This window comes from Sanguibacter sp. A247, from assembly GCF_052324925.1.
GTDB lineage: Bacteria > Actinomycetota > Actinomycetes > Actinomycetales > Cellulomonadaceae > Flavimobilis.
Genome location: NZ_JBQPRE010000001.1, coordinates 712,943 through 738,290, shown reverse-complemented (window position 1 = coordinate 738,290; position 25,348 = coordinate 712,943). Strand labels below are relative to the sequence as shown.

The window sequence follows — 25,348 nt, the reverse complement described above, 5'->3', positions numbered from 1 at the left end:
GGCCTAGGTGAGCAGGACGCCGAGGATCCATGCCACGGTCGCCGCGACCGCCCCCGCGAGCTCGACGAGGATCGAGAGCCCTGTCGCCTTGAGCGCGACGACGGTCGCGCGCCACGCGGCACCCGTGTCCCAGCCGCGGCGCGAGGCCTCGGCGACGTAGATCCCGAGCGGGAATCCTGCGAGCATCCCGACGACGGGAATGACAAAGAACCCGATGATGCCGCCGACGACGCCCCACCACAGCGTCGATGACCTCACCTCGTTGCGCAGCATGTAGCGGCCCGCGACCAGGTACTTGCCGATCGCCGCGGCGACGGTTGCGAGCGCGGCGACCGTGAGGATGATCCACGCGGCCGCTCCTCCCGTGAAGATCGCCCACACGAGGATTGCGCCGAGGACGACGAACCCGCCGGGGAGCACCTGGACGAGCACACCGAAGAGCCCCAGCATGATGACGAGGCCAACGAGCAGTTCTCCCCACGGTTCCATGGCTCACACCCTACGGAACGCACGACGGCCCCGGCGCGCCGTGAGGCGCGGCCGGGGCCGTCGAGAGGATGCTCTTCGCGGTGCGTCAGGCGCCGTGCGGGCCGCCCCAGCCGATCGCGATCGCGACGTTGAGCACGACGAGAGCGAGCAGAGCACCGAGGTAGCCCTTCGTCACGCGCTCGGGCTTCTTCTCACCCATGAGCGTGAGGACGACGACCGCGATCGTCACGAGCAGCTTGATGCCGATCTTCATGTGATCGACCCCGCCGTCACCCATCTCCTTGATGGTGACGAGAGCGAGTCCCGTGACGAGGGCGGTGAGCGCGGCGTGCACCGTGCCCTTGGCGAGGCGCGGCTCCTTGAGCGAGACGACGATCCCGCCGAGGATCATGGCCCAGCTGAGAAGGTGAAGGATGAGAACGATCTTGTAGACGAGGTCCATACGGTCATCGTAGGGACCCGACCCCCGGCCCCGCGACCCCATGCCGACAGTCTGTCGTTAAAATCCGGTGAGTTCACTCACAGCAGTCGCCGAGCCGCCGCCCAGCGGGTGAGCTCATGACGCGACGACAGCTGCAGCTTGCGCAGGACCGACGACACATGAGTCTCGACAGTCTTGACAGAGATGAACAGCTCCGAGGCGACCTCCTTGTACGCGTAGCCGCGCGCGATGAGACGCATGACCTCCTGCTCCCGCGCCGAGAGCCGGTCGAGCTCGTCGTCGTGGACCGCCGTGTCCGCGGCCGCGGTCCCGAACGCATCGAGCACGAAGCCCGCGAGACGCGGCGAGAACACCGCGTCACCCTCCGCGACGCGCACGACGGCCTCGCACAGGTCCGTCCCCTCGATCGCCTTCGTCACGTACCCCCGCGCTCCCGCGCGGATGACCTCGACGACGTCCGCCGCTGCATCCGAGACGCTGAGCGCGAGGAACCGCGTCCCGTCGCGCACCTCGGCGCACCGTCGCAGCACCTCGGCACCGCCTCCCCCCGCCCCGCCAGGCAGGTGGACGTCGAGCAGCACGACAGCCGGGCGCAGCCGCAGGACGATCTCGACCGCGCCGTCGACGTCAGCGGCCTCCCCGACGACCAGGACCCGCGCGTCGAGGCTCGCGCGCACACCAGCGCGGAACATGTTGTGGTCGTCGACGAGGACGACGCTCACGGGAGCGGCGGTCACAGGCACGGTCATCTCTCGGATTCCTCCCGGGCACCCACCCGGGCGCCTCCAGTGACCATCGTGCCCTACTGCGCTCGCCCGCCACAGAAGCCGCGGCAGGCGTCAGGACGCGTCGGCGCTCTCGTCCACGGCCCCGGACGCCGACGGCGGCGTGGGAGCCGACGCCACACCGTCGGGCGCGTCGCGCGGCACCGAGAGCCGCACCTCTGTCCCCGCACCGTCACGCACGACGATCTCAGCCGTCCCCCCGCGCCGCCGCACCCTGCCGAGGATCGACTCACGCACCCCGAAGCGATCCGTCGGCACCGCGTCAAGATCGAAGCCCGCCCCACGGTCCCGCACGAACACCTCGACGCGATCGTCACGCACCTCGAGGAACAACGACACGGGGGGCGCACCGTGCGTCACAGCGTTGACGAGCGCCTCGCGCGTCGCCTGGAGCAGCGCCGTCGTCGTCGACGTCGGGACACAGTCGCCCACGACGACCGTCTCGACCGTCCGCGCGGGCGCATCCTGCCCGCCGCGGAAGTGCCCGTCCTCGATCTGCCCGACGAGGCCCCTGAGCTCCGCCGCGACGCTCGACCCCTCCTGCGGCCGGTCCGCATACAGCCACTCGCGCAGCTCACGCTCCTGCGCCCGGGCGAGGCGGGCCACCTTCTCAGGATCGTCGGCTCCGTGCCGGATGAGCGCGAGCGTCTGCAGGACCGAGTCGTGCAGGTGCGCCGCGATGTCCGCGCGCTCCCCCTCCCGGGCTCGCGCGACCCGCTCGGCGCCCAGCTGCCGCGTGAGCCGAAGCCACCACGGCGCCGCGACGAGCGCAAAGCCGGCCAGCATGACGACCGCCGCCACGAGCGACGTCCCCAGCTCGCTCGGAGAAAGCTCGGGCCCCAGGAGCAGCACCACCCCGACGACGACGAGAAGCGCACCCCCCGCGATACGCAACAGCCCGACGGGCGTGCGGCCACCGGACCGCGCAAGCAGCCGGCCACGGTCGACCTCGTCGAGCTGGCTCCACGCAAGCAGCGCCCCCACCGCGATGACGACGACCGGGAGCACCCACTCGACGCTCAGGCGATGCCCCGACCGCTGCGCGATGAGAATGACGGCACCCATGACGAGCAGAGCTCCGATGAGCACGTCGCGCACCGGAAGCCTGCGCAACGCCTGCGTCGGGCCACGGCTCAGCCGTGCCCGCGCGGCCGGGAGCGCCTCGCCGGCAGCGGCCGCAGGATCGCCCGACGGGACGACGAGCCAGCAGAACACATAGATCGCGATACCCACCCCGGCGACGAACGACAGGCCGATGAAGGCGAGCCGCACGTGCCGCACCTGCAGATCAAGGTGCGCAGCGAGGCCCGCCGCCACACCGCCGACAAGGCGCCCGGCGTCCGGGCGCAGCAGCGGCAGCCTCTCGGGCGGCACGTCGGGCAGGAAGGGGAGCACGTCCCCATCTTCGCCGACGCAGCCACGTCGGGGCAGACCCCACGCCAAGGACCAGGGTTGCCTGCTCAAGGAATCAGGGTCCCCTCAGGGTGACACCCGATAGCCGTCAGCCACCCCGGACAGCGAGAGTTGAGGCATGGACACGTCAGCACACCCCACGGGACCGGGGACCACCCCGCCAGCCCACCCGTCCGGGACAGACCGCTTTTTCGACACGATCCGCGGCTGGGGCCTCTACCGCGCGCAGGACCGCTGGATCGGCGGGGTCGCGCACGGCATCGGACGACGCTTCGGTGTCGACCCGGTCATCGTCCGAGCTGCGTTCGTCGCCTCGCTCCTCCTCGGCGGCGTCGGCCTCATCGCCTACGGCCTCGGCTGGGCGTTCCTGCCCGAGGAGTCGGACGGCCGCATCCACGCCCAGCAGCTGGTGCGAGGCGACTTCGACATCGCGATCGTCGGAGCGTTCCTCATGCTCGCGAGCGGCTTCTCCTGGAGTGGTCCGTGGCGCTTCCTCGGGCCGTGGGGCGACGGCCTCACCGGCGCCTTCTGGGTCCTCGCGATCGTCGGCGTCATCCTGTGGGTCGCGAGCACCCGCAACCGTGAGAGCACGCCGCGCCCCCACCAGGGTGCGCCCCACGCGACGCGGCAGCAGGCTCCCGACGCGCCTGCATGGACGAGCTCGACGCCTCCCGCCCCGGCACCCGCGGCGTCGTCCGCGACCGGGTCCACGGCGTCGTCCGCAGCTGGGTCCGCGGCGTCGTCCGCGACCGGATCCGCGACCGGATCCGCGGCCGGGTTCGCGGCCGGGTTCGCAGCCGCTCCTCCGCCTGCGCCTCCCGTTCCCGGCTGGAAGGCCCCGAAGGGACCCGTCGTCCTGGGCGCCGGAGCAGTCTCCGTCAGCCTCGTCGTCGGCCTCACCGCCCTCACCGTCGCGGGCCTCCTCATCGCCGAGCGACTCGACCGGTTCGACGGCCCTCTCCTGCTCACCTCGCTCGCGGTCCTCGTCGTCCTCGCAGGCCTCGCAACCGTCCTCGCGGGCATCCGCGGCCGCTCCGCCGGCTCGCTCGGAACCCTCGCGATCATCGCGCTCCTCATCGGCGCCCCGGCAGCCCTGTGGAACGGCTCCGGCACCTCGCTCGACGTGAGGTCAGCCGAACGGCTCGTCCTCGGCGACCGCACGAGCGCCCCGACGGACCCGGGGACAGCCAAGCACGGCTTCGTCTTCGGCGCAGGCAGCTGGACCATCGACCTCACCGAGCTTCCGCTCACGTCCGAGACCCTCGTCGTGCCGGTCTCGTTCGCGATGGGCGACTCGACCGTCATCCTGCCCGAGGGGGCAGCCTGGGTCGCCGACGTCCGCCTCGGCGCGGGCGACGTCGAGGGCCGCCTTGCCGACGGCACCCTGACCAAGCTCGACGGGGTCGGGATCCGACGCACGGTCGAGTCGAACGCCGTGCGCGACGGCGCCACGCCCACGCTTCGAATCGACCTGCGCGCGGGGCTCGGCTCCGTCGCTCTCAACGAGGAGTCCCGATGACCACCGACCCGACCCAGCCCCTGCCCGCGACCCCGGACGAGACGCTGCCCACGACGGAGAGCACGCCCACGGCGCAGACCCCGTCTACGGCGGAGAGCACGCCCCCGGTCGATCCCGTGAGCGAGCCCGTGAGCAAGCCCGTGAGCGAACCCGTGACGGCGCCCTGGACGACTGAGTACGCGTGGGCTCCTCCCGCAGCACGCGCGCCACGGGAGATCTCGACGAGCGTGCGCACCAGCACGATCGTGTGGGGCGCGATCCTCGTCGTCGCAGGCGTGGTCCTCGCCGCCGCCGCAGCCGGGTTGAGCCTCGACCTCGGGCTCGTCGCGATCGTCGCCCTCGCGGGCGCGGGCGTCGCCCTCCTCGTCGGAGCGCTCACCTCGTCCATGCGCAAGAACCGCCGCACGACGACACCCTGATCCGCCGCGCCGCACCCACCTCGCGCAGACATGACGACATGAGCCCCACCCCCGCGAGGGGATGGGGCTCATGTCGTCAGCGACTAGCGGTGGGTCACTCCTTGGAGGTGACCACGGCCGGGGCGGGAGCCGCGGCGAGGCGGTTGAACGCGAAGCCGAAGGCGGCCATCATGACGCCGAGGCCGATGACGAGGGCCGAGACACCGTAGGCGACGACCGAGGTGAAGAGCGAGGCGCGGAGGAACGAGCCGTTCATCACCGTGTTGCGCTGGTTCTGAGCCTGAGCCGCAGCCTCGGTGTTCGAGATGACGTCGGCCGACGCGCCGAGCTGCGTGAGGGTCGCGATGTCGGTCTTAGCGACCGCGGCGGCGATCTCCTCGGACTTCGTCGTGTCAGCAGCCTTCGCGGCGTCCTTGAACTCGGAGACCTTGGAGCCGAGCTCCGCGTACGTGAGGCCCTCGGAGCCGGCGAGCGCGTGCTTGTTGATGACCTCAGCCTGCGCGAAGGCGGTGAACGGGCCCGCGACCTTCTTGCCAGCGAACATGTCAGCGTCCGCCGAGATCGTGATCTCCTCGGCCTTGAGCTGGCTCGAGATCATGCCCCAGACGACTCCACCGGCGATGATCAGCACCGCTCCAGCGACGAAGGACAGGATCGAGACGATCGAGACGGACTTCTTGACGTTGGCGTTCATTGGTTTCTTCCCCTCAGGTGCCGGACCCGGGTTTCGGGCCGGTCGATGGTTCTTTCTTCGTTCTCCAAGTTACGGACTGGAGTGGCCGTGATCCTGGGACCTTAGGCCACCTTTTCACGGCGCCGTCAGGTTCTTCCGTCACAAAAATGCTCGGCGTGTCTCCGCAGGTCGGAGCGGCTCTCCACCACGCTGACGCAGCGTCATGTCAGGACGTCTGTCCTATGGTCACGGCGACACATCAGCAATATGGCGACGGCCCGCCACCTCCGTTGCGGAGGTGGCGGGCCGTCGGACGAGCCGCGAGCGCGGCTACTCCCACTCGATCGTGCCCGGCGGCTTGCTCGTCACGTCGAGCACGACGCGGTTGACCTCGGGAACCTCGTTCGTGATGCGCGTCGAGATCCTCGCGAGGACCTCGTACGGCACGCGCGACCAGTCAGCCGTCATCGCGTCCTCGGACGAGACGGGACGCAGCACGATCGGATGACCGTAGGTACGACCATCGCCCTGGACCCCGACCGAGCGGACATCCGCGAGCAGCACGACGGGGCACTGCCAGATCTCACCGTCGAGGCCCGCCGCCGTGAGCTCAGCGCGCGCGATCGCGTCGGCTGCACGCAGCAGGTCGAGCCGCTCGGCCGTGACCTCACCGACGATGCGAATGCCGAGGCCCGGCCCCGGGAACGGCTGACGCGAGACGATCTCTTCGGGGACGCCGAGCTCGCGGCCCACGGCGCGCACCTCGTCCTTGAAGAGGTCGCGCAACGGCTCGACGAGCTCGAACTGCAGGTCGTCGGGCAGGCCGCCGACGTTGTGGTGGCTCTTGATGTTGGCGGCGCCCTCGCCCCCGCCGGACTCGACGACGTCGGGGTACAGCGTGCCCTGGACGAGGAACTTCACCTCGGCGCCGGTCTCGCCAGCCTCCTCGACGACCTGGCGAGCCGCGTCCTCGAAGACGCGGATGAACTCGCGGCCGATGATCTTGCGCTTGGTCTCGGGGTCCGTGACGCCCGCGAGCGCGGACAGGAAGCGCTCCTTCTCGTCGCGGACGATGAGGCGCACGCCCGTCGAGTCGACAAAGTCACGCTCGATCTGCTCGACCTCGCCCGCACGCATGAGCCCGTGATCGACGTGCACGCACGTCAGCTGGGAGCCGACGGCCTTCTGGACGAGGGCAGCCGCAACCGCGGAGTCGACGCCGCCGGAGAGCGCGCAGATGACTCGCGCGTCCCCGACCTGGGCACGGATCGAGGCGACCTGGTCGGCGATGACGCTTCCGGGGGTCCAGTCGCCCGCGAGGCCGACGCCCTCGTAGAGGAAGTTCTCGATGGCCTTCTGGCCGAGCGGGGAGTGCTTGACCTCGGGGTGCCACTGCACACCGAAGAGCGCGCGCGCACGGTTCTCGAACGCTGCGATGGGCGAGCCGGGCGAGGTCGCGAGGACGTCGAACCCGTCCGGCGCCGCGTGGACCGCGTCGCCGTGGCTCATCCACGTCGTCTGCGCGGGCGGAGAGCCGGCGAGCAGCGTGCCCGCGTCGCCCACGGCGACCTCGGTGCCGCCGTACTCGCGCGTTCCCGTCTGCGCGACGGTCCCGCCGAGAGCCTGCGCCATCGCCTGGAAGCCGTAGCAGATGCCGAGGACGGGGATCCCTGCGTCAAAGATCGCCGGGTCGACCGTCGGGGCGCCCTCTTCGTAGACGGACGACGGTCCGCCCGAGAGGATGATCGCCGCGGGGCGCTTCGCGAGCATGCGCTCGACCGACCAGGTGTGCGGGACGACCTCGGAGTACACCCGTGCCTCGCGCACTCGACGCGCGATGAGCTGGGCGTACTGGGCACCGAGGTCGACGACGAGAACGGGTCCGTCGGGGTTCGGGGTGTTGGTCACCGCCCCAGGATAGACGCCTCCGCGGACGTGCCCGGGCGGTGCCCGCCGGTCAGGACGCCGATGTGTGCGCGGCGTCCCCGCGTCCCGCGGCCACCGCGCGCGCGGCACCGTCGAGCAGCTCGGTGGCCTCCGCGTGCACCTTCTTCTCGAGGATGAACGACATGACGGGCACGACGCCTGCGACGACCATCGTCGCCAGCCGCCCGAACGACCAGCGCATCTTTGCCCACAGGTCGACGACGGTGACGAGGTAGAGCACGTAGATCCAGCCGTGGGCGAAGGGGATCCAGCGGATCCACGTGAGGACGCTGTCGGGGACCTTGAGCACGTACTTGGCGAGCATCTCGACGCACAGCACGAGGAGGAAGACTCCGGTGACGAGGGCAGCGACGCGGTAGCGCGCGAGCGAGCCGCGCGTCGTGGCGATGCGTGTCGTGAGGTCGATCGTCGGCACTACGGCTCCCGGGAGAAAATCGTTCTGAGAATGTCGGTGGCGCAGTCCATGCTAGTCGGGTGCGTTCACTCCCCCTCGACTCCCTCGGCACGCCCGACACTCGCTCCCCCGGTCGCTTTCTCCTGTGGCAGGCCCGCCAGCAAAAGGGTCCGCTCGCCCTCGCACTCCTGCTGGGCATCCTCACGTTCTCGTCGCAGACGGTCATGCCGTACGTCTTCGGCGTCGCGCTCGACTCTGGTCTCGAGCAGGGCCTGACGCCCGAGCTCTGGGGCTGGTCAGCGCTTCTGCTCGCCGCCGCCGTCCTTCAGATCGTCACGGCAGCGTGGGGTCACCGGGCTGACGTCGTCAACTGGTTGCGCGCCTCGTTCGCCGCGTCCGAGCTCATCGGCGACCGCATCGTCGCCTCGGGTGACGCGATCAGCGAAGAGCTGCCGACCGGTGAGGTCGTCGCGACCGTCGCGTCCGACGCGCTGCGCATGGGCGACATCTACGCGAACGCTGCGCGCCTCGTCGGATCGCTGTGCGCGTACGTCGTCGTCGCGGTCGTCATGCTCAACATGTCTGTCGTTCTCGGCCTCGTCGTGACGATCGGGCTCCCCCTCGTCTCGGGTGCGCTCGTCCTGCTCGTCAAGCCGCTCCAGGCACGCCAGGCGGCGCAGCGCGAGGCCCAGGGGCGCTTGACGACCCTGGGCGCCGACACCGTCTCGGGCCTGCGCATCCTGCGCGGGATCGGCGGCGAGAAGGTCTTCGCCGACCGCTACCGCGCGCAGTCGCAGAAGGTCAAGGTCGCCGGCGAGCGCGTGGCCGTCACCCAGTCGTGGCTCGACGGCCTGCAGATCCTGCTGCCCTACCTCATGCTCGCTCTCGTCCTGTGGCTCGGCGCCCGCGAGGCCGTCAAGGGCAACATCACTGCGGGTCAGCTCGTGACGTTCTTCGGCTACGCCTCGTTCCTCACGTGGCCCATGCAGAACATCGTCGAGGTCATCCAGTTCGTCACCCGGGCCTTCATCGCCTCGCGCAAGATCCTCAACGTGCTGCGCACCGACGCCGCGACGCGCACCGCAGACGCACCGGTCGCGATGCCCGGTGAGGACGCCGAGCTCGTGGACGAGACGACGGGCTTCGTCGTCGCTCCGGGACGCGTCCTCGCGCTCGTGTGCCACGACCCGGACGCGTCCGCAGCCGTCGCGACCCGGCTCGGCCGGCTCGACGACGAGCTCGAGGAACCGACACCCGTCCGGCTCGGTGGCGTTCTCCTGCGCGACCTCGACAAGGCGGCCCTGCGCCGCCGCATCGTCATCGCCGAGGCGACGCCCCACCTGTTCACCGGGTCGCTCCGCGCGGGCCTCGACATCCGCCACGGGGCGTCCGACGAGTCGATCCTCGCCGCGCTGCACGTCGCGGACGCAGGCGATGTCCTCGACTCGACGCCGGGGGGCCTCGACGGCGAGATCACCGAGAAGGGCCGGACCCTCTCGGGGGGCCAGCGCCAACGCGTTGCACTCGCCCGCGCCCTGCTCACCGACGCCGAGGTCCTCGTGCTCATCGAACCGACGAGCGCGGTCGACGCGCACACGGAGGCTCGCATCGCGGAACGTCTCGCAGCAGCCCGCAGGGGCCGCACAACCGTCATCGTCACGGCAAGCCCGCTCGTCCTCGACCACGTCGACGAGGTCGCCCTGCTCGCGGGAGGCTCGATCGTCGCGCGCGGCACGCACCGCAGCCTTATTGCCGACCAGAGCGACAGGGGCGCCCGTTACCGCGCCGTCGTCGACCGCAGCATGGACACGCCTGACGACGCGGCGCTCGCTCACGCTTCCAGCCCCGTCCACCCGACCATCGAGGAGGTGACCCGATGAGCCAGCGCACGCTCCCCATCGCCGACGGTCCCACCACCCGCCGACACACCGCAGCGTTGCTGCGACGCCACTCCAAGCCGCTCATCGGCATCACCGTGCTGCACACGTTCGCGGCCCTGGCCGGGCTCGTCGGCCCCCTTCTCGTCGGGCGGCTCGTCGACCAGATCATCGCGGGCGCAACCCTCAAGGTCGTCGACCAGGCCGCAGCGATCTTCGTCGCGGCCGTCATCATCCAGTCAGTTCTCGTGCGCTTCGCCCAGCGCAAGGCACGCATGTATGGCGAGACGATGTTCGCCGAGCTCCGCGAGGACTTCGTCGACACCGTGACGCGCCTGCCCCTGTCGACCGTCGAGTCCGCCGGAACAGGCGACCTCGTCGGGCGCACGACGAACGACGTCGACCGCGTGCAGTTCGCGGTGCGCTTCGGCGTGCCGCGGGTCCTCGTCGCCGCGATCACGATCGTCGCGACGCTCGCCGCTGCGTTCGTCATCGCCCCACAGGTCACGGTCGTCATGGTGCTCACCGCACCCGTCGTCGTGCTCGTCTCTCGCTGGTACCTCGCCCGAGCGACGCCGGGCTACCAGCGGGAGTCGGCAGCATACGCATCGCTCAACGGCACGATCACCGAGTCGGTCGAGGGCGCGCGGACGATCGACGCGCTCGCGCTCGAGCCGACACGTCGCACCCGGCTCCGGGCCGACCTCCGCGAGGCCTTCGAGGCGGAGCGGTACACGCTGCGCCTGCGCACGGTGCTCACTCCCGGGCTCGACACGCCGTTCATGCTCGCCCCGATCATCCTGCTGCTGTGGGGCGCGTTCCTCGTCTCGCACGGCTGGACGACGGTCGGCGCAGTGACCTCGATCGTCCTCTACATGCGCATGATCATCGGTCCCATCTGGGAGCTCGTCTTCTGGCTCGACGAGATCCAGGTCGCGATGACCTCGCTCGGCCGCCTCTTCGGCGTGCGGATCGTCGCACCCGACCGCACCGCGACAGGCGTCGCTCCGACGAACGAGATCGTCCGCACCGAGGCGGTGCGCTACGCGTACCGCGAAGGCCACGACGTCCTCCACGGGATCGACCTCGACCTGCGTCCGGGCGAGCGCCTCGCGGTCGTCGGGCCGTCGGGTGCGGGCAAGTCGACGCTCGGCCGCATGATCGCCGGGATCCACCCGCCCACGGGTGGGACGGCGACGGTCGGCGGTGTCCCTCTCGTCGACCTGCCGCTCGAGGACCTGCGCGGTCACGTCGCGCTCGTCACGCAGGAGCACCACGTGTTCGTCGGGTCGATCGCCGACAACCTGCGCCTCGCCGACGTCTCGGCAAGCGACGAGGCCCTGCTCGACGCGCTCGACGCGGTTGCGGCGCGCGCGTGGGTCGAGTCCCTCCCCAAGGGGCTCGCCACCGAGGTCGGCTCAGGTGGTCACCAGCTGACGCCCGCGCAGGCTCAGCAGGTCGCGCTCGCGCGGCTCGTGCTGCTCGACCCGCACACGCTCATCCTCGACGAGGCGACGAGCCTCCTCGACCCGCGCGCAGCTCGCGAGCTCGAGGCGTCGCTCGGAGCCGTGCTCACGGGACGCACGGTGGTCGCGATCGCTCACCGGCTCCACACCGCGCACGACGCCGACCGCGTCGCGGTCGTGGACGCGGGTCGCATCAGCGAGATCGGACCGCACGCGGACCTCGTCGCTGCGGGCGGCGACTATGCCGCGCTGTGGCACTCCTGGCAGTCGGAGTAGCCCGGCAACCTGCACGGACATGAGGCGGTCGCCCCTCGGGGCGGCCGCCTCACGCGTCCCGAAACTGGTCCCAGCCGGCGAACGCCTCGGGGTCGCGCGTCGCACGCGCCTCGTCACGCACCATCTGCACCCACAGCCCCACCGCGAACAGGCCAAAGATCCACCACTGCAGCGCGTAGAAGAGGTTCTGCACGTTGATGCCGTCCCCGCCCTGGATCGTCGGGCGCGGAACACTCGTGAACGCCGCAGAGTCCGCGGGCGTCGCCGCGGACGCCACGAGGTAGCCCGAGTAGATCGGACCTCCCCAGCGGTTCGCGAGCTGGCCGGACGCGATCGAGTCCGTGACGCGATCGACGATCGCACCGTCCCCCACCGCCTCAGAGCTCTGCAGGTAGCCGACGATCTCGACCGAGCCCGTCGGCGGAGCAGGGGCGTCCTGCGGTGTGGCGACCCAGCCGCGCACCACGGGCAGCACGGGAGCACCCGAGAGGCCCGCCCACGAGGCTCCGGCCGTGCCGTCGTCCGTCACACGCAAGGGCGCGACGACGAGGTAGCCGAGGCGACCCTCGACCGCGCGACCCGCGACGAGCAGCTGGTCGTCCTCGTAGGCACCGGTCACGCTCACACTCGCGCCGACCGCCGAGCCCGGGAAGGCGGACTGGGGCGCAAGGACGTCCCCGAGCGCTCGCGGTCCCGTCCGCGAGGCCTCCTCGAGGCGGTGCTGCTCGGCCTGCGCCCCGCGCTCGTAGGCGCGCGAGAGCTGCCACACACCCAGGCTCACGCACACCGCGACGGCTGCGAGCATGACCACGAACATCGCGAGCGCGTGCGGGGTGAGGGCCGCACGCACGTGGTCGGAGACCGACGGACGTCCCGCAGGCGGGGTCGAGGCGTCGGGGACGGTGGCACGCATGGTTCCACGCTATCGCGGCAGCCAGCCCTTCCCGGCCGCTCCGCGATGGCCCTCCCCTCGTGGGATCGGCCTTCACGGCGGAGGATGGGAGGGTACGGAACCCGCTCGACGTCTCTCTCCGAGGAGCTCATCGTGAACGTTCCCCAGCCATCGTCACGGCGCCTAGGCGCAACCGATCCTGCTGCGACCGCGTGGCGGCGCGGCTCAGGTGGGATCGACGACGTGACGCTCACGCGGCTCGACGGGTGGTGGCGGGCCGCGAACTTCCTCTCGGTCGGGCAGATCTACCTGCTCGCCAACCCTCTGCTGCGGGAGCCGCTCACGCGCGAGCACGTCAAGCCGCGCCTCCTCGGGCACTGGGGCACGACGCCGGGCCTCAACTTCGTCTATGCGCACCTCACGCGCGCGATTCGGGAGCGTAACCTCTCGACCCTCTTCATCACTGGTCCCGGCCACGGCGGTCCGGGTCTCGTGGCGAACTCCTACCTCGAGGGCACGTACACCGAGACGTACCCAGACATCACGCAGGACGACGAGGGGCTGCGCAGGCTCGTGCGTCAGTTCTCCTTCCCCGGCGGCATCCCCTCGCACGTCGCGCCCGAGACCCCGGGCTCGATCCATGAGGGCGGCGAGCTCGGCTATGCGTTGTCGCACGCGTACGGTGCGGCGTTCGACAATCCTCATCTCCTCGTCGCGGCGGTCGTCGGGGACGGGGAGGCCGAGACGGGGCCGCTCGCGACGAGCTGGCACTCGAACAAGTTCCTCAACCCGGCGACGGACGGCGTCGTCCTGCCGGTCCTCCACCTCAACGGGTACAAGATCGCCAACCCCACGGTCCTCGCGCGCATCGACGATGACGAGCTCGATGCGCTCTGGCGGGGCTACGGGCATACGCCGCACGTCTTCGTCGCGGGTTTCGACGACGAGGACCCCGCAGGGTTCCACCGGCGTTTTGCCGACCTGCTCGACGGGGTGCTCGACGAGATCGTCACGATCAAGGACCGTGCCGCGGCGGGTGACGAGTCGCGGCCGCGGTGGCCGATGATCGTCCTGCGCACCCCGAAGGGCTGGACGTGCCCACCCGAGATCGACGGCCAGCGCACCGAGGACTCGTGGCGCGCGCACCAGGTACCGCTCGCGAGCGCGCGCGACACCCCCGAGCACCTTGAGGTGCTCGACGGCTGGCTGCGGTCCTACCGGCCCGAAGAGCTCTTCGACGAGAGCGGACGGCTCGACGCGGACGTCGCGCAGCTCGCGCCGGCGGGTTCGTTGCGCATGAGCGCCACTCCTCATGCGAACGGTGGCCTGCTCACGCAGGACCTGCGGCTGCCGGACTTCCGCGACTACGCGGTCGACGTGCCGTCGCCAGGTGCGACGTCGCACGGGGCGACGGCCGTTCTCGGTGAGTACCTCACCGACGTCATCCGCCTCAACCCCACGACGTTCCGCATCTTCGGGCCCGACGAGACCGCGTCCAACCGCCTGCAGGCCGTGTACGCGGCCACCGACAAGGTGTGGAACGGGGCCTACCTGCCGGCGGACGACGACGACCACCTCGCGCGCCGGGGTCGCGTCGTCGAGATGCTCTCGGAGCACCAGTGCCAAGGGTGGCTCGAGGGCTACCTGCTCACGGGTCGGCACGGGATGTTCAACTGCTACGAGGCGTTCATCCACATCGTCGACTCGATGGCCAATCAGCATGCGAAGTGGCTCAAGGTGACGCGTGAGATCCCGTGGCGGCGACCCGTCCCGAGCCTCAACTACCTCCTGTCAAGCCATGTGTGGCGGCAGGACCACAACGGCTTCTCGCACCAGGACCCTGGCTTCGTCGACCATGTCGTCAACAAGAAGGCGGAGGTCGTCCGGGTGTACCTGCCGTTCGACGCGAACACGCTCCTCAGCACGTACGACCATTGCCTGCGGTCACGGGACTACATCAACGTCGTCATCGCGGGCAAGCAACCGACCGCGGACCTCCTCACGATGGAAGAGGCCGTCGCGCACTGCTCGCGCGGGCTGGGCATCTGGGACTGGGCGGGAACCGAGGTCACGGGCGAGGACCCGGACGTCGTGCTCGCGTGTGCGGGCGACGTGCCGACGCTCGAGGTCCTCGCGGCCGCCGATCTGCTGCGTCGGCACGTGCCTGAGCTCAAGGTCCGCGTCGTCAACGTCGTCGACCTCATGCGGCTCCAGGACGCTCGGGAGCATCCTCACGGCCTCACCGACCGCGACTTCGACACGATCTTCACGACCAGTGCGCCCGTGATCTTCGCGTACCACGGGTACCCGTGGCTCATCCACCGGTTGACGTACCGCAGGGCCGGGCACGCGAACCTCCATGTCCGCGGGTACAAGGAGGAGGGCACGACGACGACGCCGTTCGACATGGTCATGCTCAACGACCTCGATCGGTTCCATCTCGTCATCGACGTCATCGACAGGGTCGATGGCTTGGGCTCGCGGTATGGCGGGCTCCGGCAGCACATGCAGGACGAGCGGCTGCGCGCGCGTCAGTACACGCGGTCGCACGGCGAGGATCTTCCCGAGATCCGCGACTGGGTGTGGCCGGAGTCGGCGGGAGTCGCGGCCGAGAACAAACTCGGTGGCGGCGACGACACGGGAGGCGACAACGTGTAGGGCGTCCGCCCGCGCTTCGTGATCGACGTCTCGCCCACTGAGGGCCTGGTTGTGTGCCGACGGGTGCGCGGAGATGGGAGGCTGTGTTGAGCCACACACGGGTACGTGAACGGCCCGGGACCTCGGTCCCCCCTTTGCCCGTCACTCACCGTGTTTGGTGGAACGAGAACCTGTCATACGGCGGGTTCACCCGCGGACCAGCGTCGACGCCGTCGGCGTCCCGCGACTGGCGACCCGGAGGGGGCCGCCCGCACAGGAGGCGAGCTAGTGACAACGTCGGCCCGGAACATCTACATCACGTCTGCCGAGGGAGCGACCGGTAAGTCGACGCTCGCGCTCGGCGTCGTCGACCTGCTGACCAGGCGCGCACAGCGCGTCGGTGTCTTCCGCCCCGTCGCGCGGTCCACGCAGCACCGCGACTACGTCCTTGAGCTCCTGCTGGCCCACGACGGCGTCGACCTCTCGTACGAGGAGTGCGTCGGTGTGACGTACGACGAGCTGCACGCCGACGTCGACGCTGCGCTCTCGACGATCGTCAGCCGCTACCACGCGATCTCAGCCAAGTGCGACGCGGTCGTCATCGTCGGCACGGACTACACGGACGTCGCGGGACCGACCGAGCTCGGCGTCAACGCGCGCATCGCTGCGAACCTCGGCGCCCCCGTCCTCCTCGTCGTCTCAGGCGCCCGGCGTACCCCCGAGGCGGTCCGCCAGAGCGCCGACGTCGCGATCGCCGAGCTCGCGGCCCACCACGCGCACGCGGTCGCGGTCGTTGCCAACCGCTGCGCGCCCGACGCCATCACCGACGTCGCGGCGGCTCTCGCGGGTCCTCTGCCGAGCTGGGCGATCCCCGAGGAGCCGTTCCTCTCTGCCCCGACCATGGGTCAGCTCGCGGACGCGGTCGGCGGACGCCTGCTGCTCGGCGACCCTGCGCTCCTGGGCCGCGAGGTCCTCGACATCCAGGTCGGCGCGATGAGCGTCGAGCACCTGCTGGGTCGGCTCTCCGAGGGTTCCGTGGTCATCGCTCCGGGTGACCGGTCAGACATCCTTCTCGGCCTCGTCATGGCGAACTCGGCCGCGGGCTTCCCGAGCCTCTCGGGGATCATCCTCAACGGTGGCTTCGAACCGCCAGAGACGATTGCGCGTCTCGTCGAGGGCCTCAACCAGCGCCTGCCCATCGTCGCGACGAACCTCGGCACGTTCCGCTCCGCCTCGGCCGCGTACGAGACGCGGGGCATGGTGACGAAGGACGCTGATCTCAAGGTGGCGACGGCGCTCGCACTGTTCGAGCAGCACGTCGAGGGTGATGTTCTTCTCGACCATCTCCAGCTCTCGCGCACCGAGGTCGTCACGCCGCTCATGTTCGAGTACGAGCTGCTCGCCCGGGCGCGCGCGGACCGCAAGCACATCGTCCTGCCCGAGGGCAACGACGACCGCATCCTGCGCGCCGCCGCCCAGCTGCTGCAGCGTCAGGTCGCTGACCTGACGCTCCTCGGCTCGCCCCGCGACATCCAGGCGCGTGCGGCTGAGCTCGGCCTCGACCTCACGGGGGCGCAGCTCGTCGACCCGTCCGAGGGCGAGCTCCACGAGCGCTTCGCGGTCGAGTACACCGAGCTGCGCAAGCACAAGGGCATGACGGTTGAGCGCGCACGAGAGATCGTCGGCTCGGTGTCGTACTTCGGCACGATGATGGTCCAGCTCGGCCTCGCCGACGGCATGGTCTCGGGCGCCGCGCACACGACAGCGCACACGATCAAGCCGTCGTTCGAGATCATCAAGACCGTGCCGGACGTCTCGGTCGTCTCGTCGGTCTTCCTCATGTGTCTCGAGGATCGCGTGCTCGTCTACGGCGACTGCGCGGTCAACCCCGACCCCACGGCGGAGCAGCTCGCGGACATCGCGATCTCGTCGGCCGCCACCGCCGCGCAGTTCGGTGTCGAGCCGCGCATCGCGATGCTCTCGTACTCGACGGGTGCGTCGGGCACGGGCGCGGACGTCGACAAGGTCCGACTCGCCACCGAGATCGTGCGCGAACGTCGCCCCGATCTTTCGGTCGAAGGCCCGATCCAGTACGACGCGGCGGTCGATGCGTCGGTCGCCCAGACCAAGCTGCCGGACTCGGCGGTCGCGGGCCGCGCGACGGTCTTCATCTTCCCGGACCTCAACACGGGCAACAACACGTACAAGGCTGTTCAGCGGTCGGCCGGCGCGGTTGCGGTCGGCCCCGTGCTGCAGGGTCTGCGCAAGCCGGTCAACGACCTCTCGCGCGGCGCTCTCATCCAGGACATCGTCAACACCGTGGCGATCACCGCCATCCAGGCCCAGGGCGACGCGCCCGCGGGCGCGTGACCGCGCCCGGCGCGGAGAAGCAAGGAGTTGCTCACACCATGACCCATCCGTCCGTCCTCGTCATCAATGCAGGCTCGTCGTCGATCAAGTACCAGCTCGTCGACACGATCGACGGTGAAGCGATCGCCTCGGGCATCGTCGAGCGCATCGGTCAGTCCGAGGGCATCGTCACGCACAAGCACGCGGGTGAGCAGACGCGTCTCGACGAGCCGGTTCCCGATCACGCGACAGGGCTGCGCCGTGTGCTCGACCTCTTCGCGGCGCACGGCCCGGACCTCGAGTCCGCGAATGTCGTCGCCGTCGGGCACCGCGTCGTCCAGGGTGGCTCGCTGTTCTCGGGCCCGACCCTCGTGACGGACGAGGTCGTCGAGCAGATCCGCGGCCTCGTGCCGCTCGCGCCCCTGCACAACCCGGGCCACGTTGCGGGGCTCGAGGTCGCGCGAGAACTGCTCCCCGACGTCCCGCACGTCGCAATCTTCGACACGGCGTTCTTCCAGACGCTCCCCGAGGCCGCGTTCACGTACGCGATCGACCGTGAGGTCGCGGCGGCGAACCAGGTGCGCCGGTATGGGTTCCACGGGACGTCGCACGACTTCGTCTCGAAGGCTGCCGCGGACGTCGTCGGCCGTCCGCTCGCGGACCTGCGGCAGATCGTCCTCCACCTCGGCAACGGCGCGTCGGTGTCGGCAGTGCGGGGCGGGGTCGCGGTCGAGACGTCGATGGGGCTGACTCCGCTTGAGGGTCTGGTCATGGGGACGCGCTCGGGGGACATCGACCCGGCGGTGATCTTCCACCTCTACCGCACGGCCGGCATGAGCGTCGACGAGATCGACACGCTGCTCAACAAGCGCTCGGGCATGCTCGGGCTGACGGGCGAGTCGGACTTCCGTGCGATCCACGAGCTCGTTGAGCAGGGCTCGCAGGATGCACGCCTGGCACTGGATGTGTACGCGCACCGTCTGAAGAAGTACGTGGGCGCGTACCTCGCAGTTCTCGGCGGTGTCGACGTCATCACGTTCACGGCCGGTATCGGCGAGAACGACGACATTGTGCGTGCGCTGGCCCTCGCAGGCCTCGAGGATCTCGGTATCGAGATCGATCCGGCACGCAACGCGGGTCGCAAGAAGGAGCCGACGATCATCTCGACGGACGCCTCGCGGGTCACGGTGCTCGTCGTCCCGACGAACGAGGAGCTCGCGATCGCACGGCAGGCGGTCGCGCTCGTCGGCTGAGGCCGCCGCGCGACGTGCGACGGCCCGGCATCCCGCGAGCGGGGTGCCGGGCCGTCGTGCTGGGTCGAACACCTGTGAGGCGACGACCTTCGGAGGGGTGCCATGGCCAAGGACCGCTAGGCACGACCTGCAACCTGCGACCTGCAGCGCGGCCCAGGGGCTCGGGTGCGCGGCTCGGGGCGCACCGCGCCGGGGTCACGGCATGCGCAGCGCCCGCAGGGCGCGCAGGCCCGTCGTGAGGAGCGCCTGACCCTTGCCTTCCGGGAGCGTGAAGAGCTCGTCGAGGCTCGCGCCGTGGCTGACGAGCCGCTGGACGACGACGGTCTGCGGCTCGGTCATCGCCTCGATGCTCTCGCGGCCGTGGCGGCGGCCGAGGCCCGACTGCTTGAAGCCCCCCATGGGCGCAGCGACGGACCCCCACGCGGACGCGTAGCCGTCGTTGATACCGACAGAACCAGCCTCGACCCGTGATGCGAGGTCCCGACCTCGGCGAGTGTCGCGCGTCCAGATACTCGCGTTGAGCCCGTACTCAGTGTCGTTCATGAGGCGCACAGCCTCGTCGTCGTCGTGAACGACGCGCACCGTGACGAGCGGCCCGAACGTCTCCTCACGCGCGCACAGGGCGTCGTCGGGGACGTCGGTGAGGACGGTCGGCTCGTGAAAGAGCGGGCCGAGGTCAGTGCGATGCACGCCCCCGACGAGGGCACGCGCGCCGCGCGCCAGCGCGTCGTCAACGTGCCGGGTGACGCGCTCCAGCTGAGCCTCGGTGGTGAGGGAGCCGATGTCACGCGTGTAGTCGAGACCCGGGCCGACGCGCAGCGCGCGGACGTGAGCGACGAACGCCGCAGTGAACTTCTCGGCCACATCCGCATGGACGTAGATCCGCTCGATCGACATGCACAGCTGACCCGTGTTGCCAAAGCTCGCGCGCACAGCGCCCAGTGCGGCAGCCTCGATGTCAGCGTCAGCGGCGACATAGAGCGGGTTCTTGCCGCCCAGCTCAAGCGTCGCGCCGATGAGGCGGCCCGCGGCCTGCGCGGCCACCGTGCGCCCGGTCGCGGTTGAGCCCGTGAAGACGACGTGGTCGACCGCGTCGACAAGCGCAGCGCCCACGTCCCCACCGCCCGAGACGACGCGAAGGACGCCGCGCGGCAGCCCGGCCCGCAGCAGCGCCTCGGCAGCCCACAGGGCCGTGAGCGTCGTCTGGGGGTCGGGCTTGAGGACGACGGTGTTGCCCGCGAGCAGCGCTGGCAGAGCGTCCGAGAGCGCGAGTGTGAGCGGGTAGTTCCACGGCGCGACGACTCCCACAACTCCAACGGGGCGCCGGTGGACGCGTGCCTGCGTGAGCACGGGCAGCATTCCGGGTACGCGACGCGGCCGCAGGTAGGACGGCCCGCGAACACCGTAGTGGCGGGTCACCTGCGCAACGTCGGCGACCTCTTCGAAGGCGCTCGCACGCGACTTGCCGTTCTCCAGCTGGATGAGATCGAGAACGTCGGACTGCTCGGCGAGCACGATGTCACCGAGTGCGAGCAGGATCTGCGCCCGGTCCGCGACCGTGCGCCGGGCCCACGCGCGCTGCGCCGAACGGGCCTCAGTGACTGCGCGCACGACGTCGTCGGCTGTCGAGACGGGGATCGAGGCCAGCGGCGCACCCGTCTGAGGCGAGCGCACACGCCGGCAGGCCGCACCTGGCGACACGACAAGCTGCCGCACCAGGTGCGAGAGGTCGTCGGGCTCGAGGAGGTACGTCGACCCCACGTCCTCAGGGTCAAGAGGCCCCGTCATCGCGGGAACGGCGGCGCCGTGGGTGGTCACGGGCACGTTCTTCTCGCGTCCGGCGTCGTCGGCGGTCGCGTGGGGCTCGTTGCTCATGGGTCGAACCTACGCCGTACCACTGACACCCAGCCGGGTTTCACCTCTCCGCGAACCCGGGAACACCGCAGCCCGCCGACGCGAGACGCGTCGACGGGCTGCGGTGGACGTGCAAAGACGTCAGTGCGGCTGGTAGGGCGAGATGACGACCTCGACGCGCTGAAGCTCCTTGAGGTCCGAGTACCCGGTCGTCGCCATCGAACGACGCAGCGCGCCCACGAGGTTACGCGTCCCGTCGGCACGGTCGGACGGGCCGAAGAGAATCTCCTCGAACGTGCCGGCCTGGCCCACCTCGACGCGCAGGCCGCGCGGCAGCTGCATGTGGTGCGCCTCCGGACCCCAGTGGTAGCCCTGGCCCGGAGCGTCGGTCGCACGGGCGAGCGCCGCACCCACCATCACCGCGTCAGCACCGCACGCGACGGCCTTGACGAGGTCGCCCGAGCGGCCGATGCCGCCGTCGGCGATGACGTGGACATAGCGGCCGCCCGACTCGTCGAGGTAGTCGCGGCGCGCGGCTGCGACGTCGGCGACGGCCGAGGCCATCGGGGCATGGATGCCGAGGGTCGTGCGCGTCGTGTGCGCGGCTCCGCCACCGAAGCCGACGAGCACGCCCGCCGCGCCCGTGCGCATGAGGTGGAGCGCGGCCTGGTAGGTCGCGGCCCCGCCGACGATGACGGGGACGTCGAGCTCGTAGATGAAGCGCTTGAGGTTGAGCGGCTCGGCGTTGCCCGAGACGTGCTCGGCCGAGACCGTCGTGCCACGGATGACAAAGATGTCGACGCCCGCCGCGATGACGTCCGCGGAGAACTCCTGCGTCCGCTGCGGCGTGAGGGCACCAGCGACGACGACGCCTGCGTCGCGGATCTCTTTGAGACGCGCCTTGATGAGCTCGCCCTTGATGGGCTCGGCGTAGATCTCTTGCATGCGGGCCGTCGCGCGCACCTCATCGAGCGAGGCAATCTCGTCGAGGAGCGGCTGCGGGTCCTCGTACCGGGTCCACAGACCCTCGAGGTCGAGGACACCGAGGCCGCCCAGCTTGCCGAGCGCGATGGCCGTCGCGGGGCTCATGACCGAGTCCATCGGCGCGGCGATGATAGGCGTCTCGAAGTGGAAGGCATCGATCTGCCAGCTGACAGAGACATCCTTCGGGTCGCGCGTGCGCCGCGAGGGCACGATGGCGATGTCGTCGAAGGAGTATGCGCGGCGTCCGCGCTTGCCACGGCCGATCTCGATCTCGTTGCTCACGCGTCCCAGGATACCGTGCGCACGCGCAGGGACCCGTGACGCTCGTCCCGGACGCGGGCCCTCATCGCGCTCGCGGTCCTCGCGTCGACGACGTCGTTGCCCGCGCCGACCGACGTCGACGTCTCGACCGCGCGAGGGGGCCCGCGGCCGCAGCCACGAGCCCCGTCGCACACCCTCGGCTCAGTCGAGCCGTGCATACGCTCCGATCGTGAGGAACGTCGGGAAGTCGTCCCCGCACGCCACGTCCCGGAAGATCTGGGCCGCCTCGTCGATCCTGTCGCCCGGCGTCCGCGGGAGGTCGTCGACGATCTGGGCGAGGAGCGACTCGACGCGTTCAACGGTGATGAGCGCCCCACCCTGCGTACGCGTGCCGTTGTGAATCCACTGCCACACCTGCGAGCGCGAGATCTCGGCGGTCGCCGCGTCCTCCATGAGGTGGTCGATCGCGGCGGCACCCGTCCCGCGCAGCCACGAATCGATGTACCGGACACCGACGGAGATGTTCGTGCGCAGTCCCTCCGCCGAGACCCCCGCGCCCGCGGACGCCGAGGAGACATCGAGCAGGTCGCGCGCCGTCACGTGGACGTCCGCGCGCAGCCTGTCCCGCTGGTCATCACGGCCCTCGAGCACGTCCTCGAACTCTTCGCGCGCGAACGGGATGAGGTCGGGGTGCGCGACCCACGTCCCGTCAAACCCATCGGTCGCCTCACGGCGCTTGTCGGCCCGGACCTGCTTCTCGGCACGCTCCGTGATCTCAGGACGACGACGGTCAGGGATGAACGCGCTCATTCCGCCGATCGCCTGCGCCCCTCGCTGGTGGCACGTCGCGACGAGCAGCTCGGTGTAGGCACGCATGAACGGGACCGTCATCGTCACCGAGCCACGGTCAGGGAGGACGAAGAATGAGCCGCGACGCCGGAAGTTCTTGATCATCGAGAACAGGTAGTCCCAGCGGCCGGCGTTGAGCCCCGCGCAGTGGTCGCGCAGCTCATAGAGGATCTCGTCCATCTCGAACGCCGCGGGAAGCGTCTCGATGAGGACGGTCGCGCGGATCGTCCCGTGCGGCAGGTCGAGACGCTCCTCGGCGAACGAGAACACCTCGTCCCACAGCCGCGCCTCGCGCCGTCCCTCGAGCTTGGGCAGGTAGAGGTACGGGCCGCGTCCTCGGGCAACGAGCTCCGTCGCGTTGTGGAAGAGGTAGAGCCCGGCGTCGACGAGCGACGCCGACGCGGGCGTCTCGGTCCCGGCCCGATCGCCGAAGCGCAGGTGCTTCTCCGTGAGGTGCCAGCCACGCGGCCTGAAGACGATCGTCGGCAGGTCCGACAACGTGCTCGACGGGAGACGGTAGTCCTTGCCCTCGCGAGACGTGTACGCGAGCGTGCCGCGGATCGCGTCGTGGAGCGAGATCTGCCCGCCGACGATGTTCGCCCACGTCGGGCTCAGCGCGTCCTCATGGTCGGCGAGCCAGACGTCGGCGCCCGAGCTCAAGGCGTTGATCGCCATCTTGGGGTCCGTCGGACCCGTGATCTCGACGTGCCTGCGCTCGAGGCCCGGGCCAGGGCCTGCGACGCGCCACGAGCGGTCACGACGAACGTGCGCAGTCTCGGGCAGGAAGTCGGGGTCGATCCCGTCCTCGATCATCTGTCGCGCGCGTTGACGCTGGACGAGGAGGTCGTGGCGTCGTGCGGCGAAGCGGTCGTGAAGCTCGGCGACGAAGCCGAGCGCGTCGGGGGTGAGGATGTCAGCTCCGCGCTCCCCCGCGTCATGCGTCGGGCGGAGCGTGGGCGGCGTCGAGGACGTCGGGCCGGGGTCGGTCGTGGGGTCGGTCGTGAGGGTCATCGGAAGCTCCTTGGGGAACACCGACGCGGGCGCGCGGCCCGCGTCGGGGGTGGGTGAGTGGCTCAGAACTGCTCGGACTCCGTCGACCCGGCGAGGGCGAGGGTTGCGCTGTCGGGGTTGAGCACTCCTGCGACACGGTCGAAGTAGCCGGTTCCGACCTCTCGCTGGTGACGGGTCGCGGTGTAGCCGTCGGCCTCGGACGCGAACTCGGCCTCCTGGAGCTCGACATACGCGCTCATGCCGCGTTCGCGGTAGCCGCGCGCGAGCTCGAACATCGAGTGGTTGAGGGCATGGAAGCCCGCGAGGGTGATGAACTGGAAGACGTAGCCGTAGCTCGCAAGCTCGCGCTGGAAGCGGGCGATCGTCGCGTCGTCGAGGTGCTTCTTCCAGTTGAACGACGGCGAGCAGTTGTAGGCGAGCATCTTGCCGGGGTGCTCGGCGTGGAGCGCCTCGGCGAACTCTCGTGCGAGGCCGAGGTCAGGCTCGCCGGTCTCGACCCAGACGAGGTCGGCGTAGGGCGCGTACGCGAGCCCGCGGCTGATGACTGCGTCGAGGCCGGCGCGCGTCCGGTAGAAGCCCTCCGACGAGCGTTCGCCCGTGAGGAAGGACTCGTCACGCGGGTCGATGTCGCTCGTGATGAGGTCGGCCGCGAGCGCGTCGGTCCGAGCGACGATGAGCGAGGACGTCCCGGCGACGTCGGCAGCGAGTCGTGCTGAGGAGAGCGTGCGCACGTGCTGCTGCGTGGGGACGAGGACCTTGCCTCCGAGGTGTCCGCACTTCTTCTCGGACGCGAGCTGGTCCTCCCAGTGCACGCCGGCCGCGCCCGCGCTGATCATCTGGTGCATGAGCTCGTACGCATTGAGCGGGCCTCCGAAGCCTGCCTCCGCGTCGGCGACGATCGGCGCGAGCCACTCGCGCGCGGGCTGCCCGTGCTCGGCCGTCTCGATCTGGTCGGCGCGCAGGAGGGCGTTGTTGATGCGGCGCACGACAGCGGGCACGGAGTTGGCGGGGTAGAGCGACTGGTCGGGGTACGTCTGGCCGGAAAGGTTGGCGTCGGCCGCGACCTGCCATCCCGAGAGGTAGATCGCCTTGAGGCCCGCACGAACCTGCTGGACGGCCTGGTTGCCGGTGAGCGCTCCGAGCGCGGGGACCCATTCTTCGGTGTGGAGCAGGTCCCACAGCCGCTCGGCGCCGCGTCGGGCGAGCGTCGCATCCTCGCGGACGGAGCCGCGCAGGGCGATGACGTCCTCAGCCGTGTAGTCGCGGCGGATGCCGGCCCAGCGGGGGTTCGTCGCCCAGTCGTGGGAGAGCTCGGCGGCGGTCTGCGTCTGGTCGCCTGGAAGAACGCGGGCGGTCGCGACGATCTTCTCGCCCGCGCCGTGTGATGCGGGGCTCTGGGGGGTGAGGGTGGTCGTGCTCACGGGTTCCTCCTTGATACGGAACGGCCTCGTGCCGTCTGAATCAACGTTCTTCTGTCTGACCGCCCCTCCACAGCCCTTCTTCGAGCTAAAGATCTGCGATTCTTTACGCTCCGGGAACTTCGGGGCACGGGAGGTCG

19 protein-coding genes are annotated in these 25,348 nt (G+C 70.3%); 7 read left to right on the top strand and 12 right to left on the bottom strand.

Features of this window, described 5'->3' with window-relative positions; all coding sequences use genetic code 11:
- Nucleotides 1–3: 3 nt before the first annotated feature.
- The 4 genes from ACTVCO_RS03310 to ACTVCO_RS03295 all read right to left on the bottom strand — a co-directional run bounded on the left by ACTVCO_RS03310 (nucleotide 4) and on the right by ACTVCO_RS03295 (nucleotide 3,111).
- The gene (locus ACTVCO_RS03310) at nucleotides 4–489 is read right to left on the bottom strand and encodes a DUF456 domain-containing protein (RefSeq protein WP_443726950.1); all 486 of its coding nucleotides are present in this window, start codon (nucleotides 487–489) and stop codon (nucleotides 4–6) included.
- An 85-nt stretch (nucleotides 490–574) separates the two neighbouring features.
- The gene (locus ACTVCO_RS03305) at nucleotides 575–931 is read right to left on the bottom strand and encodes a hypothetical protein (protein ID WP_443726949.1); all 357 of its coding nucleotides are present in this window, start codon (nucleotides 929–931) and stop codon (nucleotides 575–577) included.
- A gap of 77 nt (nucleotides 932–1,008) precedes the next feature.
- A complete protein-coding gene (locus tag ACTVCO_RS03300) occupies nucleotides 1,009–1,680 on the bottom strand; it encodes a LuxR C-terminal-related transcriptional regulator (protein ID WP_443726948.1) in 672 nt (223 codons plus the stop codon).
- A gap of 90 nt (nucleotides 1,681–1,770) precedes the next feature.
- Nucleotides 1,771–3,111, bottom strand: a complete 1,341-nt coding sequence (locus ACTVCO_RS03295) for an ATP-binding protein (RefSeq protein WP_443726947.1) — start codon at nucleotides 3,109–3,111, stop codon at nucleotides 1,771–1,773.
- 136 nt (nucleotides 3,112–3,247) lie between these two features.
- On the opposite strand from ACTVCO_RS03295, the gene ACTVCO_RS03290 reads away from it, so the two are divergent.
- Both ACTVCO_RS03290 and ACTVCO_RS03285 read left to right on the top strand, forming a co-directional pair.
- Entirely contained in the window at nucleotides 3,248–4,648 is a 1,401-nt protein-coding gene (locus ACTVCO_RS03290) for a PspC domain-containing protein (protein WP_443726946.1), read from the top strand.
- Complete coding sequence (locus ACTVCO_RS03285) at nucleotides 4,645–5,067, top strand: hypothetical protein (protein ID WP_443726945.1); 423 nt, start codon at nucleotides 4,645–4,647, stop codon at nucleotides 5,065–5,067. The genes ACTVCO_RS03290 and ACTVCO_RS03285 overlap by 4 nt, the downstream gene beginning before the upstream one ends.
- Nucleotides 5,068–5,161: 94 nt before the next feature.
- Here the strand turns inward: ACTVCO_RS03285 and ACTVCO_RS03280 are convergent, their stop codons facing one another.
- The 3 genes from ACTVCO_RS03280 to ACTVCO_RS03270 all read right to left on the bottom strand — a co-directional run bounded on the left by ACTVCO_RS03280 (nucleotide 5,162) and on the right by ACTVCO_RS03270 (nucleotide 8,102).
- Nucleotides 5,162–5,761 (bottom strand): hypothetical protein, encoded by a 600-nt coding sequence (locus ACTVCO_RS03280; RefSeq protein ID WP_443726944.1) that lies wholly within the window; start codon nucleotides 5,759–5,761, stop codon nucleotides 5,162–5,164.
- Between the two features lie 309 nt (nucleotides 5,762–6,070).
- On the bottom strand, nucleotides 6,071–7,648 hold the full coding sequence (guaA, locus tag ACTVCO_RS03275) for a glutamine-hydrolyzing GMP synthase (RefSeq protein WP_443726943.1): 1,578 nt from the start codon (nucleotides 7,646–7,648) through the stop codon (nucleotides 6,071–6,073).
- Nucleotides 7,649–7,697: 49 nt separating this feature from the next.
- Nucleotides 7,698–8,102, bottom strand: a complete 405-nt coding sequence (locus tag ACTVCO_RS03270; protein ID WP_443726942.1) for a DUF3817 domain-containing protein — start codon at nucleotides 8,100–8,102, stop codon at nucleotides 7,698–7,700.
- A 59-nt stretch (nucleotides 8,103–8,161) separates the two neighbouring features.
- Between ACTVCO_RS03270 and ACTVCO_RS03265 the strand changes: the two genes are divergently transcribed.
- Together ACTVCO_RS03265 and ACTVCO_RS03260 are read left to right on the top strand one after the other, a co-directional pair.
- Nucleotides 8,162–9,961, top strand: a complete 1,800-nt coding sequence (locus ACTVCO_RS03265; RefSeq protein WP_443726941.1) for an ABC transporter ATP-binding protein — start codon at nucleotides 8,162–8,164, stop codon at nucleotides 9,959–9,961.
- The gene (locus ACTVCO_RS03260) at nucleotides 9,958–11,700 is read left to right on the top strand and encodes an ABC transporter ATP-binding protein (RefSeq protein WP_443726940.1); all 1,743 of its coding nucleotides are present in this window, start codon (nucleotides 9,958–9,960) and stop codon (nucleotides 11,698–11,700) included. Before ACTVCO_RS03265 ends, ACTVCO_RS03260 begins: the two co-directional genes overlap by 4 nt.
- Nucleotides 11,701–11,749: 49 nt before the next feature.
- Here the strand turns inward: ACTVCO_RS03260 and ACTVCO_RS03255 are convergent, their stop codons facing one another.
- Nucleotides 11,750–12,613 (bottom strand): SURF1 family protein, encoded by an 864-nt coding sequence (locus ACTVCO_RS03255; protein ID WP_443726939.1) that lies wholly within the window; start codon nucleotides 12,611–12,613, stop codon nucleotides 11,750–11,752.
- A 132-nt stretch (nucleotides 12,614–12,745) separates the two neighbouring features.
- On the opposite strand from ACTVCO_RS03255, the gene ACTVCO_RS03250 reads away from it, so the two are divergent.
- The 3 genes from ACTVCO_RS03250 (at nucleotide 12,746) to ACTVCO_RS03240 (ending at nucleotide 18,831) form a co-directional block, all read left to right on the top strand.
- The gene (locus ACTVCO_RS03250) at nucleotides 12,746–15,250 is read left to right on the top strand and encodes a phosphoketolase family protein (RefSeq protein WP_443726938.1); all 2,505 of its coding nucleotides are present in this window, start codon (nucleotides 12,746–12,748) and stop codon (nucleotides 15,248–15,250) included.
- 267 nt (nucleotides 15,251–15,517) lie between these two features.
- Entirely contained in the window at nucleotides 15,518–17,599 is a 2,082-nt protein-coding gene (gene pta, locus ACTVCO_RS03245; RefSeq protein ID WP_443726937.1) for a phosphate acetyltransferase, read from the top strand.
- Between the two features lie 38 nt (nucleotides 17,600–17,637).
- Nucleotides 17,638–18,831, top strand: coding sequence for an acetate/propionate family kinase (locus ACTVCO_RS03240; protein WP_443726936.1), 1,194 nt, complete (start codon nucleotides 17,638–17,640; stop codon nucleotides 18,829–18,831).
- Nucleotides 18,832–19,026: 195 nt separating this feature from the next.
- Here ACTVCO_RS03240 and ACTVCO_RS03235 read toward each other — a convergent pair whose 3' ends face one another.
- The 4 genes from ACTVCO_RS03235 to aceA all read right to left on the bottom strand — a co-directional run bounded on the left by ACTVCO_RS03235 (nucleotide 19,027) and on the right by aceA (nucleotide 25,154).
- Nucleotides 19,027–20,706: a succinic semialdehyde dehydrogenase gene (locus ACTVCO_RS03235; RefSeq protein ID WP_443726935.1), complete on the bottom strand. Its 1,680-nt coding sequence runs from the start codon at nucleotides 20,704–20,706 to the stop codon at nucleotides 19,027–19,029.
- Between the two features lie 120 nt (nucleotides 20,707–20,826).
- A complete protein-coding gene (locus ACTVCO_RS03230) occupies nucleotides 20,827–21,951 on the bottom strand; it encodes a GuaB3 family IMP dehydrogenase-related protein (protein ID WP_443726934.1) in 1,125 nt (374 codons plus the stop codon).
- 180 nt (nucleotides 21,952–22,131) lie between these two features.
- The gene (aceB, locus tag ACTVCO_RS03225; RefSeq protein ID WP_443726933.1) at nucleotides 22,132–23,790 is read right to left on the bottom strand and encodes a malate synthase A; all 1,659 of its coding nucleotides are present in this window, start codon (nucleotides 23,788–23,790) and stop codon (nucleotides 22,132–22,134) included.
- Between the two features lie 62 nt (nucleotides 23,791–23,852).
- Entirely contained in the window at nucleotides 23,853–25,154 is a 1,302-nt protein-coding gene (gene aceA / locus ACTVCO_RS03220) for an isocitrate lyase (RefSeq protein WP_443727149.1), read from the bottom strand.
- Between the last annotated feature and the right edge of the window lie 194 nt (nucleotides 25,155–25,348).